This window comes from Flavobacterium sp. LHD-85 (assembly GCF_030929595.1).
Taxonomy (GTDB): domain Bacteria; phylum Bacteroidota; class Bacteroidia; order Flavobacteriales; family Flavobacteriaceae; genus Flavobacterium.
In genome coordinates this window covers 1-15,432 of sequence record NZ_JAVFVR010000001.1, presented here as the reverse complement: position 1 = coordinate 15,432, position 15,432 = coordinate 1, and the positions used below count along the sequence as shown (strand labels likewise).

The 15,432-nt window shown below is 34.6% G+C and carries 12 protein-coding genes and 1 rRNA gene; 4 read left to right on the top strand and 9 right to left on the bottom strand.

Annotated features, from left to right (window positions below; genetic code table 11):
- Positions 1–16 precede the first annotated feature (16 nt).
- From kdpB to RB618_RS00045, 5 genes are all read right to left on the bottom strand, one after another.
- Positions 17–2,074, bottom strand: a complete 2,058-nt coding sequence (kdpB, locus tag RB618_RS00065; protein WP_308066937.1) for a potassium-transporting ATPase subunit KdpB — start codon at positions 2,072–2,074, stop codon at positions 17–19.
- A 137-nt stretch (positions 2,075–2,211) separates the two neighbouring features.
- Positions 2,212–3,933 carry a potassium-transporting ATPase subunit KdpA gene (kdpA, locus tag RB618_RS00060; protein WP_308066936.1) on the bottom strand — a complete coding sequence of 574 codons (1,722 nt, stop codon included), beginning with the start codon at positions 3,931–3,933 and terminating at the stop codon, positions 2,212–2,214.
- Positions 3,934–4,039: 106 nt separating this feature from the next.
- Positions 4,040–4,117 carry a K(+)-transporting ATPase subunit F gene (gene kdpF / locus RB618_RS00055; RefSeq protein WP_073099479.1) on the bottom strand — a complete coding sequence of 26 codons (78 nt, stop codon included), beginning with the start codon at positions 4,115–4,117 and terminating at the stop codon, positions 4,040–4,042.
- Between the two features lie 163 nt (positions 4,118–4,280).
- The gene (locus RB618_RS00050; RefSeq protein ID WP_308066935.1) at positions 4,281–4,562 is read right to left on the bottom strand and encodes a hypothetical protein; all 282 of its coding nucleotides are present in this window, start codon (positions 4,560–4,562) and stop codon (positions 4,281–4,283) included.
- Positions 4,563–4,910: 348 nt separating this feature from the next.
- Entirely contained in the window at positions 4,911–6,254 is a 1,344-nt protein-coding gene (locus tag RB618_RS00045) for a sigma-54 dependent transcriptional regulator (RefSeq protein ID WP_308066934.1), read from the bottom strand.
- A 166-nt stretch (positions 6,255–6,420) separates the two neighbouring features.
- Here RB618_RS00045 and RB618_RS00040 point away from each other — a divergent pair, with 166 nt between their 5' ends.
- Positions 6,421–7,632 carry a polysaccharide deacetylase family protein gene (locus RB618_RS00040; RefSeq protein ID WP_308066933.1) on the top strand — a complete coding sequence of 404 codons (1,212 nt, stop codon included), beginning with the start codon at positions 6,421–6,423 and terminating at the stop codon, positions 7,630–7,632.
- Positions 7,633–7,827: 195 nt separating this feature from the next.
- On the opposite strand, the gene RB618_RS00035 is transcribed toward RB618_RS00040, so the two are convergent.
- The 4 genes from RB618_RS00035 to RB618_RS00020 form a co-directional block, all read right to left on the bottom strand.
- Complete coding sequence (locus RB618_RS00035) at positions 7,828–11,367, bottom strand: M1 family aminopeptidase (protein WP_308066932.1); 3,540 nt, start codon at positions 11,365–11,367, stop codon at positions 7,828–7,830.
- Positions 11,368–11,371: 4 nt separating this feature from the next.
- A complete protein-coding gene (locus tag RB618_RS00030) occupies positions 11,372–12,256 on the bottom strand; it encodes an ABC transporter ATP-binding protein (RefSeq protein WP_308066931.1) in 885 nt (294 codons plus the stop codon).
- A 117-nt stretch (positions 12,257–12,373) separates the two neighbouring features.
- The gene (locus RB618_RS00025) at positions 12,374–12,580 is read right to left on the bottom strand and encodes a helix-turn-helix transcriptional regulator (protein ID WP_008466864.1); all 207 of its coding nucleotides are present in this window, start codon (positions 12,578–12,580) and stop codon (positions 12,374–12,376) included.
- 2 nt (positions 12,581–12,582) lie between these two features.
- Entirely contained in the window at positions 12,583–13,098 is a 516-nt protein-coding gene (locus RB618_RS00020; RefSeq protein ID WP_308066930.1) for a DUF2975 domain-containing protein, read from the bottom strand.
- Positions 13,099–13,272: 174 nt separating this feature from the next.
- Here RB618_RS00020 and RB618_RS00015 point away from each other — a divergent pair, with 174 nt between their 5' ends.
- From RB618_RS00015 to RB618_RS00005, 3 genes are all read left to right on the top strand, one after another.
- Positions 13,273–14,277 (top strand): LLM class flavin-dependent oxidoreductase, encoded by a 1,005-nt coding sequence (locus tag RB618_RS00015; protein WP_308066929.1) that lies wholly within the window; start codon positions 13,273–13,275, stop codon positions 14,275–14,277.
- Positions 14,278–14,643: 366 nt separating this feature from the next.
- On the top strand, positions 14,644–14,964 hold the full coding sequence (locus tag RB618_RS00010) for a hypothetical protein (protein ID WP_308066928.1): 321 nt from the start codon (positions 14,644–14,646) through the stop codon (positions 14,962–14,964).
- Between the two features lie 264 nt (positions 14,965–15,228).
- Positions 15,229–15,432, top strand: a 16S ribosomal RNA gene (locus RB618_RS00005); the annotation flags it as partial.

Below are 15,432 nucleotides of genomic sequence, written 5' to 3'. Positions count from 1 at the left end.
CTGTCGGGTTTGATTTTTACATAAAGATTGCAACTATCAAATCAATAACTTTAATTCCGATAAAAGGAACAATCAATCCGCCAAGTCCATAAATCAAAAGATTTCTTTTTAAGATCGCACTAGCTCCAATTGGTCGATATTCAACACCTTTCAATGCCAGCGGAATCAAAATCGGAATGATAATCGCATTGAAAATTACAGCCGATAAAATAGCACTTTCAGGACTATGCAAATGCATAATATTCAAACCTTGAAGCGCAGGAATTGCAGTAATAAAAAGAGCAGGAACAATAGCAAAATATTTCGCAACGTCATTTGCAATAGAAAAAGTAGTTAAAGTACCTCGAGTCATTAAAAGCTGTTTTCCAATTTCAACAATCTCGATTAGTTTCGTTGGGTCATTGTCAAGGTCAACCATATTTCCAGCTTCTTTTGCCGCTTGAGTTCCGCTGTTCATAGCAACTCCAACATTGGCTTGTGCAAGGGCAGGAGCATCATTTGTTCCGTCACCCATCATGGCAACTAGGCGTCCTTCAGCTTGTTCTTTTCGGATGTAGTTCATTTTATCCTCAGGTTTAGCTTCGGCAATAAAATCATCTACACCAGCTTTTTCAGCAATAAATTTGGCTGTCAAAGGGTTATCACCTGTAACCATAACCGTTTTAATTCCCATTCGGCGTAAGCGCTCAAAACGTTCTTTCATTCCGGTTTTAATGATGTCCTGAAGTTCGATTACACCTTGAATTTCATTATTTTTAATGACTACTAAAGGTGTTCCTCCGTTAGACGAAATTGAAATTACTTGTTGTGCAGTATCTTCTGGGAAAGAATTTCCAGCTTGTTGCGCAATGTTTTTTGCAGCATCTTGAGCACCTTTTCGAATATTTGTTCCGTCTTTTAATACAACTCCAGAAGTTCTAGTTTCAGCTGTAAATTTGATGGTGTGTGAAATTTCAGAAGTATTTTTTAAAGCACTTGCTTTTGTTTCGCTTTTCACATCAATTATTTCACTTAATTCGAGAATACTTTTTCCTTCGGGAGTATCATCTGCAAGCGAACTCAAAACAGCCGATTTCACGAAATCATCAAAAGAAATTCCTTTTGTTGGATAAAAATTGGTTGCTTTTCTGTTTCCAATGGTGATGGTTCCTGTTTTATCCAAAAGCAGTACATCAATATCTCCGGCAGTTTCAACCGCTTTACCAGATTTTGTAATTACGTTAGCTCGTAAAGCTCTGTCCATTCCCGCAATACCAATCGCAGAAAGCAAACCACCAATTGTAGTAGGAATCAAACAAACGAACAAAGCAATGAAAGCCGCGATCGTGATGGGCGCGTTGGCATAGTCGGCAAACGGTTTTAGCGTAACGCACACAATCACGAAAATTAAAGTAAATGCGGCTAATAAAATGGTCAAGGCAATTTCGTTTGGCGTTTTCTGACGGCTTGCACCTTCAACCAAAGCAATCATTTTATCTAAGAAGCTTTCGCCAGGTTCAGAAGTTACTTTTACTTTAATTTTATCAGATAATACTTTTGTTCCTCCAGTTACAGATGATTTATCTCCGCCAGCTTCTCTAATTACAGGGGCACTTTCTCCAGTAATGGCACTTTCATCTATCGTGGCCAAACCTTCGATAATTTCTCCGTCGGCTGCAATTAAATCACCGGCTTCGCAAATGAAAATATCATCTTTTTTTAATGCTGAGGAACTGATGTTTTTAATTTCTCCGTTTGGCAGAATTTGTCTTGCAGGAGTTTCTTCTCTTGTTTTTCGTAAACTATCAGCTTGTGCTTTTCCTCTTGCTTCGGCAATGGCTTCGGCGAAATTGGCAAATAAAAGCGTTGCCAGTAAAATCAAGAAAACAATTAAGTTATAAGTAAAACTTCCTTGGTCATTTGCGCCCATTAAGATCGAAACGCAAACAGCAAACATAATTGCAGTTCCAATTTCTACGGTAAACATTACCGGATTTTTGATCATCATTTTTGGGTTCAGCTTGACAAAAGATTGCACTAAGGCTTCTTTTACCTGTTTGCTTTCAAACAATGATGTGGATTTATTAGTTGTCATTTTTTATATTATTTTGTTTAACTGATTTATTTAAACACATAGAGACATAGATTTTTACTTTGTGGTAAAGGCGTTTCACTTGCATACATGCACATAGCTATGTGTTTAGAATATTTTCAGCATTGAAAAATGAGTTATTATTTTAGTGTAAAGAATTCTGCCAATGGACCTAAAGCCAACGCTGGAAAGAAAGATAAAGCCGCAATAATGGCAATTACAGCAAAAGTCATAATTCCGAAAATCGATGTATCCGTTTTTAAAGTTCCTGCACTCTCCGGAATGTATTTTTTACCTGCCAGTAAACCTGCAATTGCCAATGGACCAATGATTGGAATAAAACGGCTTAGCAGTAATACAATTCCCGTAGTGATATTCCAGAACGGATTATTATCTCCCAAACCTTCAAAACCTGAACCGTTATTAGCAGCGCTTGAAGTATATTCGTATAACATTTCTGAGAATCCATGGTTGCCAGGATTGTTTAACCAGCCTGTCGCGTTGCCGTTAAACCAATAACCCATTGCAGTATCATGCGCAGCAAAATAAGATGCTAAAGCAGTTCCTGCTAATATTAATAAAGGATGAAGAATAGCGATAAAAGCAGCAATTTTAACCTCCCGCGCTTCGATTTTCTTGCCTAAAAACTCTGGAGTTCGACCAACCATTAATCCGGAGATAAATACAGCCAGAATAATGAAAATGTAGTAGTTTAAAATACCAACACCGCAGCCGCCGTAAAAGGCATTTACCATCATAGACAACAATTGCATAGCACCAGAAATAGGCATAGAACTATCGTGCATACTGTTTACAGAACCGGTAGAAATTACTGTTGTAGCAATACTCCAAAAACCTGAAATTGCGGGACCAAACCGAACTTCTTTTCCTTCCATTGCGCCAGTTGTCTGTGCGATACCCATTTTTTCAATAGCAGGATTTCCGTTGATTTCACTCATAACGGTTGGAACAACCAAGAGTAAAAAACCAACTGTCATTACACCAAAAATAATATTCGACAGCCTTCTTTTGTTAAGGTAAAATCCAAGAGCAAATATCATCGCAAACGGAATAATCATTTGTGCCCAAAGCTCAACTCCGTTAGTAAAATAAGTTGGGTTTTCTAATGGATGCGCTGAGTTGGCTCCAAAAAATCCACCACCGTTTGTACCAATATGTTTAATGGCAATAAAAGCTGCTGCAGGTCCGCGAGAAACTTCTACATGATCTCCTTGTAGCGTTGTAATGGCATCTTTACCCTCAAAAGTCATTGGAGTGCCGCTGAAAACTAATGCGATAGCTACAATTGCTGAAAGTGGCAATAAGATGCGAGTACAGCTTTTTACGAAATAATTGTAGAAATTACCCAATTGTTCTGTTGTTCTTTCTTTCATTGCTGTAAAAATCATAGCGGCAGCAGCGATTCCGATAGCGGCAGAAACAAATTGAAGAAACATCAAGACGATTTGTGAAAGATAAGAAACCCCGCTTTCGCCTGAATAATGCTGCAAGTTACAATTGACTAAAAATGAAATAGCAGTATTAAATGCTAGATCTGGTGTCATTGAGGGGTTGTTATCTGGATTTAAAGGCAAAGAACCCTGAAAAAGCAAAACAAAAAAGCAAAGAAAGAACCAAACCATATTGATGCTTAAAAGTGCTTTTAAGTGTTGTTTCCAGTTCATTTCTTCAGCTGGATTGATACCGCTGATTTTAAAAATAAGTTTTTCAATTGGATTGAAAATCGGGTCAAGAAGCGTTTTATTTCCTAGGAAAACTTTAGCAATATATTTTCCGAAAGGAATTGCTAAAACAATGGTAAGAATAAAAATACCTATGACGCCTATTAATTCTGTATTCATAATTTTTTATATTTTTTAGTGAAAGGTGAGAGGTGATTTGTAAAATGGGTTGATGAATAAAATTTATGTTTACATTTCACTTAAAGCATTTCACTTTTTACATGATTTAAAATTTTTCAGGTTTGATTAATACATAAATCAAATACACGAAAACGGCGATTGAAATAATAAATAGTGCAGTCATGATTTAGATTTTTTCAAAGAATTCAACTGACAGAAAACAAATGGCAAACAGCACAACGGCCAATGCGAGTAAAAGAAAGGTGATCATAGGAGATTATTTTAGATTTAAGATTGTAAACTTTAGATTTCAGATTTTTTCGATTAAACAGTTAACCGATTAAACTTTATACTCCCGAAGCATTAACCTGCTTGATATATTCGGCTTTAAGCGTTTGTGGGAAAAGATGTGAAATATTGCAGTGACGCATTTCCATAAAAGACGAAACCGAAAAAACGTACACGTTAGAAATAGCATTTTTAGTTTCAACACTTCCGTTTATAAATAACCGTTCAGCAAGCGCTAAGCATTTTTTTGCTCGAACGATATTACCACAGATAATATTTTTTTTAGTGATCTCAGCAAATCGTTCTGCTTGTTTGTAGATTGAGGTAACTTGATTTTTCATTTGGAATGAATTTTTAATGTTCTTCCTCTTTATGCCAAAAGATGTTCCGAAAAAATCAAGTTACAGTTAAAGTGCTGTAAATAAAAGAAATGTAGTTTTGTGCCAAAAATCAGGCATAAAAAAAGCCTATCATTTTGATAAGCTTTTCTCGTTTTGATATGTTGTTGCCAAGCTCCGGAGGAGCGAAATATTTATAGAAATGAAGAATCACATTTATCAGAGCCCCAGCGGGGTGGCATATTTTTTTGATTACGTAGGTGTCGCTCCTCTGGAGCTTTTTCTCATTGGCAATAAATAATCTATAAATATTGTGCTTCTCCGAAGCTTTAAAAATTGATATTGTTATTGTTATTGAATTTGATACTCTTCCAATTTTCTATACAAAGTCGCAATTCCAATTTCCAATAATCTGGCCGTTTCAGCCTTATTTCCTTTCGTATAATTTAAAACCTTTTGAATATGAAGTTTTTCAACACTTTGCATGGAGAAAGCAGACATTGGTTTAGAATTATTTTCAGCTTGGTGCTGCATTTCATAAGGAAGAACATCCGAAGTTAAAATATCGCCATTGCTCAAAATAACCGATCTTTCGATGACATTTTTGAGTTCACGAATATTTCCCGGCCAAGAATAATTTTCTAGTTTTTGTAAAAAGTCATCAGAAATGTGTAACGCTTTTTTATTCGTTTTTTCAGAAAATTGCTTCACGTAATAATTGGCCAATAGCGGAATATCTTTAATTCTTTCTCGTAAAGAAGGCAATTTAATTTCGAAGATATTCAAACGGAAATACAAATCAGAACGGAAACGATGTTCGTCACTTTCGGTTTTTAAATCACGATTCGTAGCCGCAATTAATCTGAAATTTGATTTTTTTGGAGTAGTATCGCCAACGGGAATATATTCGGAAGTTTCTAAAACACGCAATAATTTCGCTTGAAGATCAATTGGCATTTCTCCAATTTCATCTAAGAATAATGTTCCACCGTTTGCTTCTTCAATAAAACCTTTTTTATCTTTTACAGCTCCCGTAAATGCGCCTTGTTTATGACCGAAAAGCTCGCTTTCTAAAATTTCTTTTGTGAAAGTACTGCAGTTCAAAGCCACAAAAGATTTTCCTGCACGATTGCTGTTTTCATGAATTGCCTGCGCAAAAACCTCTTTTCCGGTTCCGGTTTCACCCATAAGTAAAACAGTCGAATCGGTTTTGGCTACTTTTTGCGCCAAATCAATAACTTGCTCAATCCCCTTTGATTTTCCTACAATGGTACTGAAAGAATATTTATCGTTGATTCGTTTTTCAAGCTGTTGGACTTTTTTCTGCAAATGCACTTTTTCTACAGCTTTATAAAGAAGCGGAATAATCTTATCGTTATCGTCTCCTTTTACAATATAATCAAAAGCGCCATTTTTCATCGCTTGAACGCCGTCAGGAATATTTCCAAAAGCAGTCAGCAGAATTACTTCTGTTAAAGGAAAACTTCCTTTTATGTTTTGAAGAAAATCAACGCCGTTTCCGTCAGGAAGTTTCACATCGCACAAAACGACATCAATTTCGGTTTGTTCCAGTTTTTTAAAACCCGATTTTAAATCTTTGGCTTCAAAAACTTCAAATCCTTCCGATTTTATAATTCGCGCAAGCAGACTTCTAAGTTTTTCTTCGTCGTCTATAATTAAAATTTTGTGTGTCATTTGCAGATAAGCTAAAACCGAATTTGGTATTCGATGTACAAATTTAGGTTTAAAATTAGTTCTCTTTTTTAATTCAGAACAAATTATTTTTAAAGGCAGAATCAGTTTTAAAATATTTTTTCAAAAAGAAATGTACTTTTAGATCGCAAACGAACCACTAAAATTTATGCCAAAACGAATTCTACTTATAATAGCTATCTTAATTTTCGGAAGCTTTACTAGTTTTTCAAACGGAATTATTCAAAAAGATTCTTCAAAAGCAAAAACTATTTCATTCAAAATAAAATTGAAATCGGCAGATAAAATCAAAATAGCTGCTTCTTCTTTAAAATACAACAAACATTTGGCGTATAGTTTTACGCTCGACGATGGTTACAGATCGGCTTATTTAACCGCTTTTCCGTTATTGAATGGAGGAAAAATCAGCAATTCATCAATAAACGAATGGAAAATCGATCAAGGCGGAGACGGAACAACTTCTGAAGGACTTTTTTATTCAGACGGAATGGGAAATAAAATTCCGTTTAAATTGGCATTAGCAATCAATGGAGGTTCAATTCGTGATTTGCCAGAAAATCGCGGGCATCTTTCTTGGAAAGAAGTAAAAGAAATGTACAATGCTGGTTGGGATATTTTGAATCATGGATTTCATCATGCCACAAAACACGGAACTAATTATTTGACAGAAGTGACTGAAAATACAACTTCAATAAAGCAAAATCTTGATTTTGCGATGTCGCATTTTGTAGTTCCAGGCGGAGAAGGTGATGAGAAATATTATTTAGAATATGAAAAAGAGGCACTTAATAACGGACATTTTTCGGTAGCGTCTTATTATGGTGTTGGACCAGTTTTTAAAGTGGATTCAAAAGTAGATTTAGATAAAATGATTTCTGCACGAACTTTTGTTCAGAGTTCAAAAGACACAATAAGTTTTAAAACGATGGATAGATATTTAAAAACGATAGATTCTATTGTACAACAAAAAGATCCTGTTTGGTTTAACGAATTCACACACGGAACTGGAAACACAAATCTGTGGAATCTAAGTATGCGTTTTCCTGATTTTAAATACTATATGACAACGCTTGCTAACAAATACGGATTAAAAGGAAATGACTCAATCTGGATGGCGCCATGGCAGGAAGTTTACGAATACATTTGGTTAAGAGACAGAATTAAAGTCGATTTTCAGCAGAAAAATAAAGAAGTAACGGTTACAATTCAGCTTCCAGAAATTTCAGAAAATTTCAGAAACCATGACATTTCATTAAATGTAGAAACGGCATCAAAGTTTGAAATCGAATCTAATAAAGACTTGAAAATAAAAGATGACGGTAAAACAACTCACAAACAGATTTTCATTCAATTAAAATAAAAGTTTTTTGCCACGAATTCACGAATTTCTCTAATTCTTATTTTTGGCTAGTTTTTATTTCAAACATAGCCCGTGGTTTCAACCACGGGTACACAATTTATAATAACACCCAATTCGTAGCGAGCTATATTTTGAGCATTTGCGAAAAATTAAATTAAAAATTAGTGAAAATTCGTGGAATTCGTGGCAAAAAAACTAATCAATCTCTTTCTCGTTGTCCTTTATAAAAGTGTCAATATTCATTAAAAGAGGATCAATTACAATTCGTTGAGGTTTGTTTTTGATTTTAATTTTTCCTTCAATTAAATTGTTTTTGATTGGAAATGTGTAGCGAAATAACTTTCCGTTTTCATCATAAATTCCAATATCGATTGTTTTATCATTGTCAATTTGCTTTGTAACTCCTGTAGCATTTTCAATATATTTTTTAGAATTAGCGTTAAAAGAAACTTCATAAAGATTATTCTTTTTTACGTTTTCAACTTTAGAAATTTTAGAAGAATAAGTAATGATCTTTTTAAACATTTCATCCAGTTTTGGATAGAGTTTAGAATCTGTAACCAAATAAATCTCTCTCAATAAATCTTCAGAATCTGGAATTGGATTAGGATATTTATAATGGTTCAAGAAATTATGCAAAGCCAGATTTACTTTTTCTTCACCAATTAAAACCCGAAGCTGATGCATGACCAGCATTCCTTTATCATAAGGTAAATGTGGAGTTTCGTAATTTGTTTTATACAAAGACGTTTCAGGATCATAACTTCGGCTGCTCAAATACAAATCCAAATGAATTTTTAAAGTTTCGAGCGCTTTTTCCAAACCATGTTCTTTTTCATACAACATCAGTTCCGTGTATTGCGCCAAAGTTTCAGTCAAAATCCAACTTCCTTCTTTTTGCTCGGGACTGATTTGCGAATTTCCCCACCATTCGTGCGACAATTCATGAGCAGTCAATTGATTGATAATATCTTCTTTATCTCGATTATTCAAGTTGCTGTAAAAACCAAAATTCTCTTTCATGAAAACCGTTGACGGATAAGAAGTCGCAGCAAATCCATCGGCAAAAGCAGAAACTTCTGCATAACGAATGGTTTTGTATGGATATTTGCCAAAATTAGTTTGACAATAATCTAAAGTGTTTTTTACATCTTGAATCAGTTTTGCAACGTTTCTCGAATGTCTTTTGTCAAAATAAACTTCAATAGAAATATCTTTATAATTTATTTTTTGAATTTGATATTCGGCAGAAGAAAAAGCAAATCGAAACGGAATCTTTCCATTTGATTTATAGTGAAAATAATTTCGGTCGTCTTTTTTCCAATTTTCAATTAAATCCCCAACGCCAATTGCTATTTGATTTTTAGAAGTAGAAACAACAGCATCATAATCAATAAAATCATTTACAACATTTGATTTCTCTTCAAGCTTTTTTAATGGAGTTTGTGGTTTCAAATGCCTTTTCGTTCGCTCTTTTTCACTGCTAATTTCGTTAGAATCCTGATAACCAAAAGTTGGAAAGTAACGGCTTATTCGCATAAAAGAACCATTTTCAATAATAGAATTAAATGCGGTATGACCTTTAAACGGTGACCACGAAGATTTAAAAGAAAAACTCATTTTCATTTTCTGATGAGGTTCTAAAGGTTTTTCTAATCGATACCAATAATGCTGAAATTCAGAAACATCATCTAGATTTTTCGCATTCTCAATTTCAACAGAAGTCAGTTTCGAATTTCGATCTATATATAGGAGTAAACTATCGATTGTTTTTTCAGAATTATTCACCAATTCGTAAATACCACTTACTTCATAACGATTTTTCTCAGGAAACAAATCGACTTTACTTTTTACAGCAATAATGGTTGGTTGAGCAAGATTGGTATATTTTTTAAACTGTTTTTCGTATTGCTCGCTCCAATTGTCCTGATCGTCTTTGGTCAAATACGGATATTCAATATTGGTTTTATAAAAAAGATAACTTCCAAAACCAATAAAAAGAATACTTCCAAAAACAAAAGTTATTTTCTGAGCAGAATTAAAGGAGTTTCTGCGAATGGTTTTTAGAATAGTAGAATTTCGTTTCCATAAACTTCCAGTCAATGTGAGCAGAATCAGAGCCAGGCCAAAATTGTAAAGCATCGAGATATGAAACGGAAAAGTATAACTTCCGAAACCATTCAAATCAAAATATTCTCTTTTAAAAGAATCTCCAAATCGAAATAACGGATGCGAAATTCCTAACTGTTCTCCAATTCCAGTACAAAATAAGAGAACAATAAATGCAGAAATTCCCAATCCTAAATATTTATTTTTGATAAAAGTCTGAATGGCGATAACTAAAATAGAAATCAAAAACAATGGAAATCCGATATAATAAAACATCGAAAAATAAAGACCAGTTTCAACCGGGGCATTTGCATGCATGATTTGAAAAGCAATTCCAATGAAAATACTAATTCCAATTAAGATTGTTGGAATCGTAAAAAGTGCTGTCAATTTCGAAAGTAAAACGATGAGTTGAGAATATGGTGCTGTATTTTCCAGCATTTCAAATCTCGAATTTTCGCTTCGATTCAATAATTCACTGCTATAAAAAAGAATTATCAGAATTAAGATGAAAGGCAAACGATCCATTATGGTTGAAATCATCAAAGCTGTGTCGGTAATTTTTTCTGCCATTCTAATTCCGCCATCAATTTCATCTGAAATCTCAATCATTAATAATCCCGAAAACAGAAGAACAATCAGTAAAAATGGAATTCCTTTTAAAACCAAATAAATATCCATTTTTAAATTGCTCTTAAAAACAGCCCAATTGTGTTTTGAAGTTTTAAATTCAAGATGTTTTGGAATTGCAACAGAATACGTTTTTGTCTCTTTTTTATTGACTTTAACCGATTTTATCTTTTTGGTTTTTGTTTTTCGAAATGAAAACAATTTATAAGAAACAAAAATCAGAAGAAAAGAAACACAAATCCATAAGATTCGATTCAATAAAAAGTTGCCTGAAAGTGAAATCAGTTGGGTGTTTTTTTCAATTGACGTCCAATATCTAGTTTGTTCCAAAAAAGCGGCCAAACCAAACGGATCTATTTTTGCTGCCAAAGACATCGCTTTCGCGGAAGACGGAGAAGCATTTGCAAATAAAGGCGAATTAGAAAAAATCGAACCTGCTATATATAATATGTAGATGAATAATCCGCCAACATAAACAAAAAGTTTGCTTTGGGTAAGCCAAGCCATCGTTGCAAGAATCGAAAGACATAAAAATATGTTGGGAACAACGATAACAAGAAAAGGCCAGATGTAATTGATAATTTCAAAAGGACCAATTTCACTTTTAGGAATCCATGACATTTGATGTCCGATAATCATTCCGATAATAAACATTCCAAAGGAAGAAACCGATATTATAAAAGCCGTGATAAATTTACTTCCTAAATAATAAAACTTAGAAATAGGGGTATAGAAGATTATTGCATCAAATTTGGTTTCGTATTCTTTTAAAAAATGCTGTGCAACTTGAAGTGTGGTGGAGAAAATTGTCATTAACGATATCAAACCAATCGCATACGTAAGCACAAACGGACTATTTTTATAAGCACCCGAAAACGAAAAGTTCGCAAAAGCGCTCACAAAAAAGCCTAAAACCAAATAAATAATAAATGTGGCATAAAAAGTCCAGCTTCTGGTGTTGTTATGCCATTCAAATTGAATTAATTTAGAAAGCATAACGTTATTTTTTAAGTTGATTTTGAGATAAAATATTAAAGTAAACATCGCTCAAATCTGGAGAAGTCAATTCAAAACTAGAATCAGGCTGTTGATCAGAGAAAACATGAATATTGATTTTTCCCGAATTCAAATGAGAAGAAATAATATTAAAATGATCCTGATGTTCCTTTAGTTCATTTTTATGAATTGCTTTTGTCCAGATTTTTTCTTTTAAAGAGTCAACGGCTTCATTTGGATTTCCTTCCAAAATCAATTTTCCGTTAGAAATAATTGCCATTTTGGTGCACAAATCACGAACATCTTCTACAATATGTGTTGATAGAACCACAATAATGCTTTCGCCAATTTCGCTCAGCAAATTATTAAATCGGTTTCGTTCCTCAGGATCAAGTCCCGCAGTAGGCTCATCGACAATAATAATCTTCGGATTTCCTAACAAAGCCTGAGCAATTCCAAAACGTTGGCGCATTCCGCCAGAAAAAGAATGAACCGCTTTGTCTTTGTGCTGTAATAAATTAGTTTGCTGCAACAGATATAAAATTTGATCGTGACGTTCTTTCTTATTGACAATTCCTTTCAAAATTGCCAAATGATCCAATAAACGATAAGCAGAAATTTTTGGATAAACGCCAAATTCCTGCGGAAGGTATCCGAGATTCTCTCTAATAAACATTGGGTTTTCGAGAATATTAATTCCGTTAAATTCGATAATTCCCGAAGTGGGTTCCTGCAAAGCAGCAATGGTTCGCATTAATGTCGATTTTCCCGCGCCGTTTGGCCCCAATAAACCAAACATTCCGTTTGAAATTTCAAGCGATAAATGGTCAATCGCTTGTGTGCCGTTCTCATACGTTTTGCTGAGATTTTTGATAGATAAACTGTTCATTTTTTGATTGATTTTTGATGATTATATAAGTGATGATTTGAAAATTTTAGGCAATAAAAGTCCAGTCGGCCTCAAAGAGCCGATTTTTATGTTCAGAAAATTTGATTTAAAAGAAAGCTACTCGCTTACATATTCTAAAATATCACCAGGCTGGCAGTCTAGTATTTTGCAAATAGCTTCGAGAGTATCAAATCGAATACCTTTTGCTTTTCCAGTTTTTAGAATCGATAAATTAGCAGGCGTTATATCTAATTTCTCTGCCAATTCTTTACTCTGCATCTTGCGTTTGGCAAGCATTACATCAACATTTACAATTATTGGCATAGCTATATAAATAAGTCTTGTTCGTTTTGAAGGTTTAAACCTTGTTTAAAAATGGCAGCTAGAAAGTAAGCGAAAACCCCCAGCATTCCGTGTAATAGAATAAAAAGCGAAACTTCATTATCCAGAGGAACAAAAAAGAAAGCCACAAATATGACAATACTCGGAATAAATAAATTGGATAAATAGAAACGCCTTAAATGAGAAATTCCCTTTGCAGTAAATAATTTAGGCTGAAAGAAAACTTTAAAGACATTACTGCTCAGTAAAAAGAAAAGTCCATAAAGACTCAGCGGAGCCAAAAAATCAAAAAGAATATACGGCAAGTTATAATCACCAAGCATTAAAGGATGAGAAGTAAAGGGATAACAAACCTGAAAGTACTTTCCGTTATCTTTAAATGTTAGAAATAATCCTGTCACTAAAGTGAAAACCGAGTAAGCAGCCAAGAAAAAATAAACTACAGACAGGAATCGGGTGAAATAAAATAATATTCTAGAAACAATATGAGTAGTCTTCATACAATGAAAAGTTAAGTTGATATTGCAAATGTATAATTAATTATCGTAAAACAATAATTAATTATTAAAAATTAGATATTTTGAATAGCTTGAGAATATTATAATTCTATTAACATTAGAAAACAAAAGGCATTCGCATAAATGAGTTAATTTTGCATTTTAGCCTTTATTTATATGAAAAAACCGATTTCAGTCTCAATATTAGAGCTTGCGATTATCACCCAAGATAGTAACGCAACAGAAACATTCCAAAAAACAAAAGATATAGCACAATTAGCAGACAAACTAGGATACAAGAGAATCTGGTTGGCAGAACACCATAATATGGCGCACGTTGCAAGTACGGCAACTGTGGTTTTAATTGGTTATGTGGCAAGTCAGACCGAAAATATCCGTGTAGGCTCTGGAGGAATCATGCTTCCAAATCATTCTCCTTTAATAGTGGCAGAACAATTCGGAACTTTAGAAACTCTTTATCCAAACCGAATTGATTTAGGTTTAGGAAGAGCACCAGGAACAGATCAGCCAACTGCCGAAGCGATTCGAAAAGACTTTTTCGAACAAGCACAGCGATTTCCGCAAAACGTAAGCAAGCTTCAAGAATATTTTTCTTCTGAAAACGCCACAGGAAAAGTGCGCGCATTCCCAGCCGAAGGACTGAATGTGCCAATCTGGATTTTAGGTTCAAGTATGGATAGTGCAGCTTTGGCAGCAGCTTATGGACTGCCTTATGCTTTTGCTGGACACTTTGCTCCGAAACTGATGATTCAGGCATTTGAGTTTTATAGAGAAAATTTTCAGCCATCAGAGTATTTAGATAAACCGAAAACAATGGCATGTGTTAATATTATTGCTGCCGATACAAATGAAGAAGCAGAGTTGCTATCGACAAGTTTGTATCAAATGTTTTTAAATCTAATTAGAAATGATCGTAAAGGATTACAACCGCCAGTTTCATCGCTAGACGATATCATGAATGAAGCAGAACGTTTCCATGTGAATCAAATGACAGCGGGAACTTTTACAGGAAACAAAGAGCAGTTAGTAACCGATTTGAGAAAGTTTATTGATTACGCCCGAATCGATGAACTAATGGTGACAAGTCCAATCTTCGATCACCAAGCAAAATTAAAAAGCATTAAAATTACCAAAGAAGTAATAGATGCTTTGAATGAGTAATACATATAATGTATAGTTTTTTAAATTATACTATTATATATAAGAGTAAGTCTCGGTTATAACCCGACAGGTTTTTAAAACCTGTCGGGTTTTTTATTATACACTATATATAGAGTCAGTCTGCGGGTCTGAGCGGAGCGAAGCGCACCGAGTTTTGGAATTTGGAATTTGAAAGATTGGAATTTTAATATTAATTAGGAGCTAAATCCCGCTATCCGCTCCAATCTTCTGCTTTTTAAAGAAAAAAGCAGAAGGATTTCCGCTCCTATCGGGGCTATGGCATCGGTTTTCAGAAGAACGGCCGGGAAAACCAGGCGTCTTTAGAGCGTAAAAATCGGGAAAAAGAGCCTTTGCGCCTTAGCGGCTTTGCGGCAGAACGGCAGAAACGGCAGCCAAACTAAGAAAAACCCCACGCAAAACGAAAAAATCCCGAAATGTAAACTGTCCGTTGCCAGACAGTTAGGAAATAATCAAAAAAAAGATCAAAAAAAGCTGGGCAAAAGCATTGGAAAAGCGGAAAAAGGTTCTACTTTTGCACCCGCAACAGCGAAAAACGCTCTTAGACATTCCGGCAGCTTTATCATATTTGAGGAAAGAGATTTCCGAAAAAAAAAGATTCGAAAAAGCTTGCGGGAGAAGAAAAAGCTTTTTACATTTGCACCCCGCAAAACACGGAAAGTTCCTTGAGATACTGGCAGAAAAAATTGGAGAGATGAGGCGAAAATAAAGCTTCAAAAATTTTTCAAGTTTTTCTTGCGAGAAATAAAAAGAAGTTTTAGTTTTGCACCCGCTTTGAAACACAAGTGAAAGACAAAAAATTACGTTCGTAGACATATTGAATTGACAGCCGCTTTGGCAGAGATGCTAGAGCAAAATAGAATAAGAGTAGTGGAATCGAGAGATTCGAAAAGAACCGATAGAAAAGGCATCGACTATATGATATTACAATATACGATGAAGAGTTTGATCCTGGCTCAGGATGAACGCTAGCGGCAGGCTTAACACATGCAAGTCGAGGGGTAGGGCATTTCGGTGCTTGAGACCGGCGCACGGGTGCGTAACGCGTATGCAATCTGCCTTTCACAGAGGGATAGCCCAGAGAAATTTGGATTAATACCTCATAGCATAGCCAAGCCGCATGGTTTGGCTATTAAA

Coding starts and splice junctions, on each gene's coding strand:
- kdpF (WP_073099479.1), bottom strand. CDS start 4,117: ATGACTGCACTATTTATTATTTCAATCGCCGTTTTCGTGTATTTGATT.
- kdpA (WP_308066936.1), bottom strand. CDS start 3,933: ATGAATACAGAATTAATAGGCGTCATAGGTATTTTTATTCTTACCATT.
- RB618_RS00030 (WP_308066931.1), bottom strand. CDS start 12,256: ATGAACAGTTTATCTATCAAAAATCTCAGCAAAACGTATGAGAACGGC.
- RB618_RS00040 (WP_308066933.1), top strand. CDS start 6,421: ATGCCAAAACGAATTCTACTTATAATAGCTATCTTAATTTTCGGAAGC.
- kdpB (WP_308066937.1), bottom strand. CDS start 2,074: ATGACAACTAATAAATCCACATCATTGTTTGAAAGCAAACAGGTAAAA.
- RB618_RS00035 (WP_308066932.1), bottom strand. CDS start 11,367: ATGCTTTCTAAATTAATTCAATTTGAATGGCATAACAACACCAGAAGC.
- RB618_RS00045 (WP_308066934.1), bottom strand. CDS start 6,254: ATGACACACAAAATTTTAATTATAGACGACGAAGAAAAACTTAGAAGT.
- RB618_RS00050 (WP_308066935.1), bottom strand. CDS start 4,562: ATGAAAAATCAAGTTACCTCAATCTACAAACAAGCAGAACGATTTGCT.
- RB618_RS00020 (WP_308066930.1), bottom strand. CDS start 13,098: ATGAAGACTACTCATATTGTTTCTAGAATATTATTTTATTTCACCCGA.
- RB618_RS00025 (WP_008466864.1), bottom strand. CDS start 12,580: ATGCCAATAATTGTAAATGTTGATGTAATGCTTGCCAAACGCAAGATG.
- RB618_RS00015 (WP_308066929.1), top strand. CDS start 13,273: ATGAAAAAACCGATTTCAGTCTCAATATTAGAGCTTGCGATTATCACC.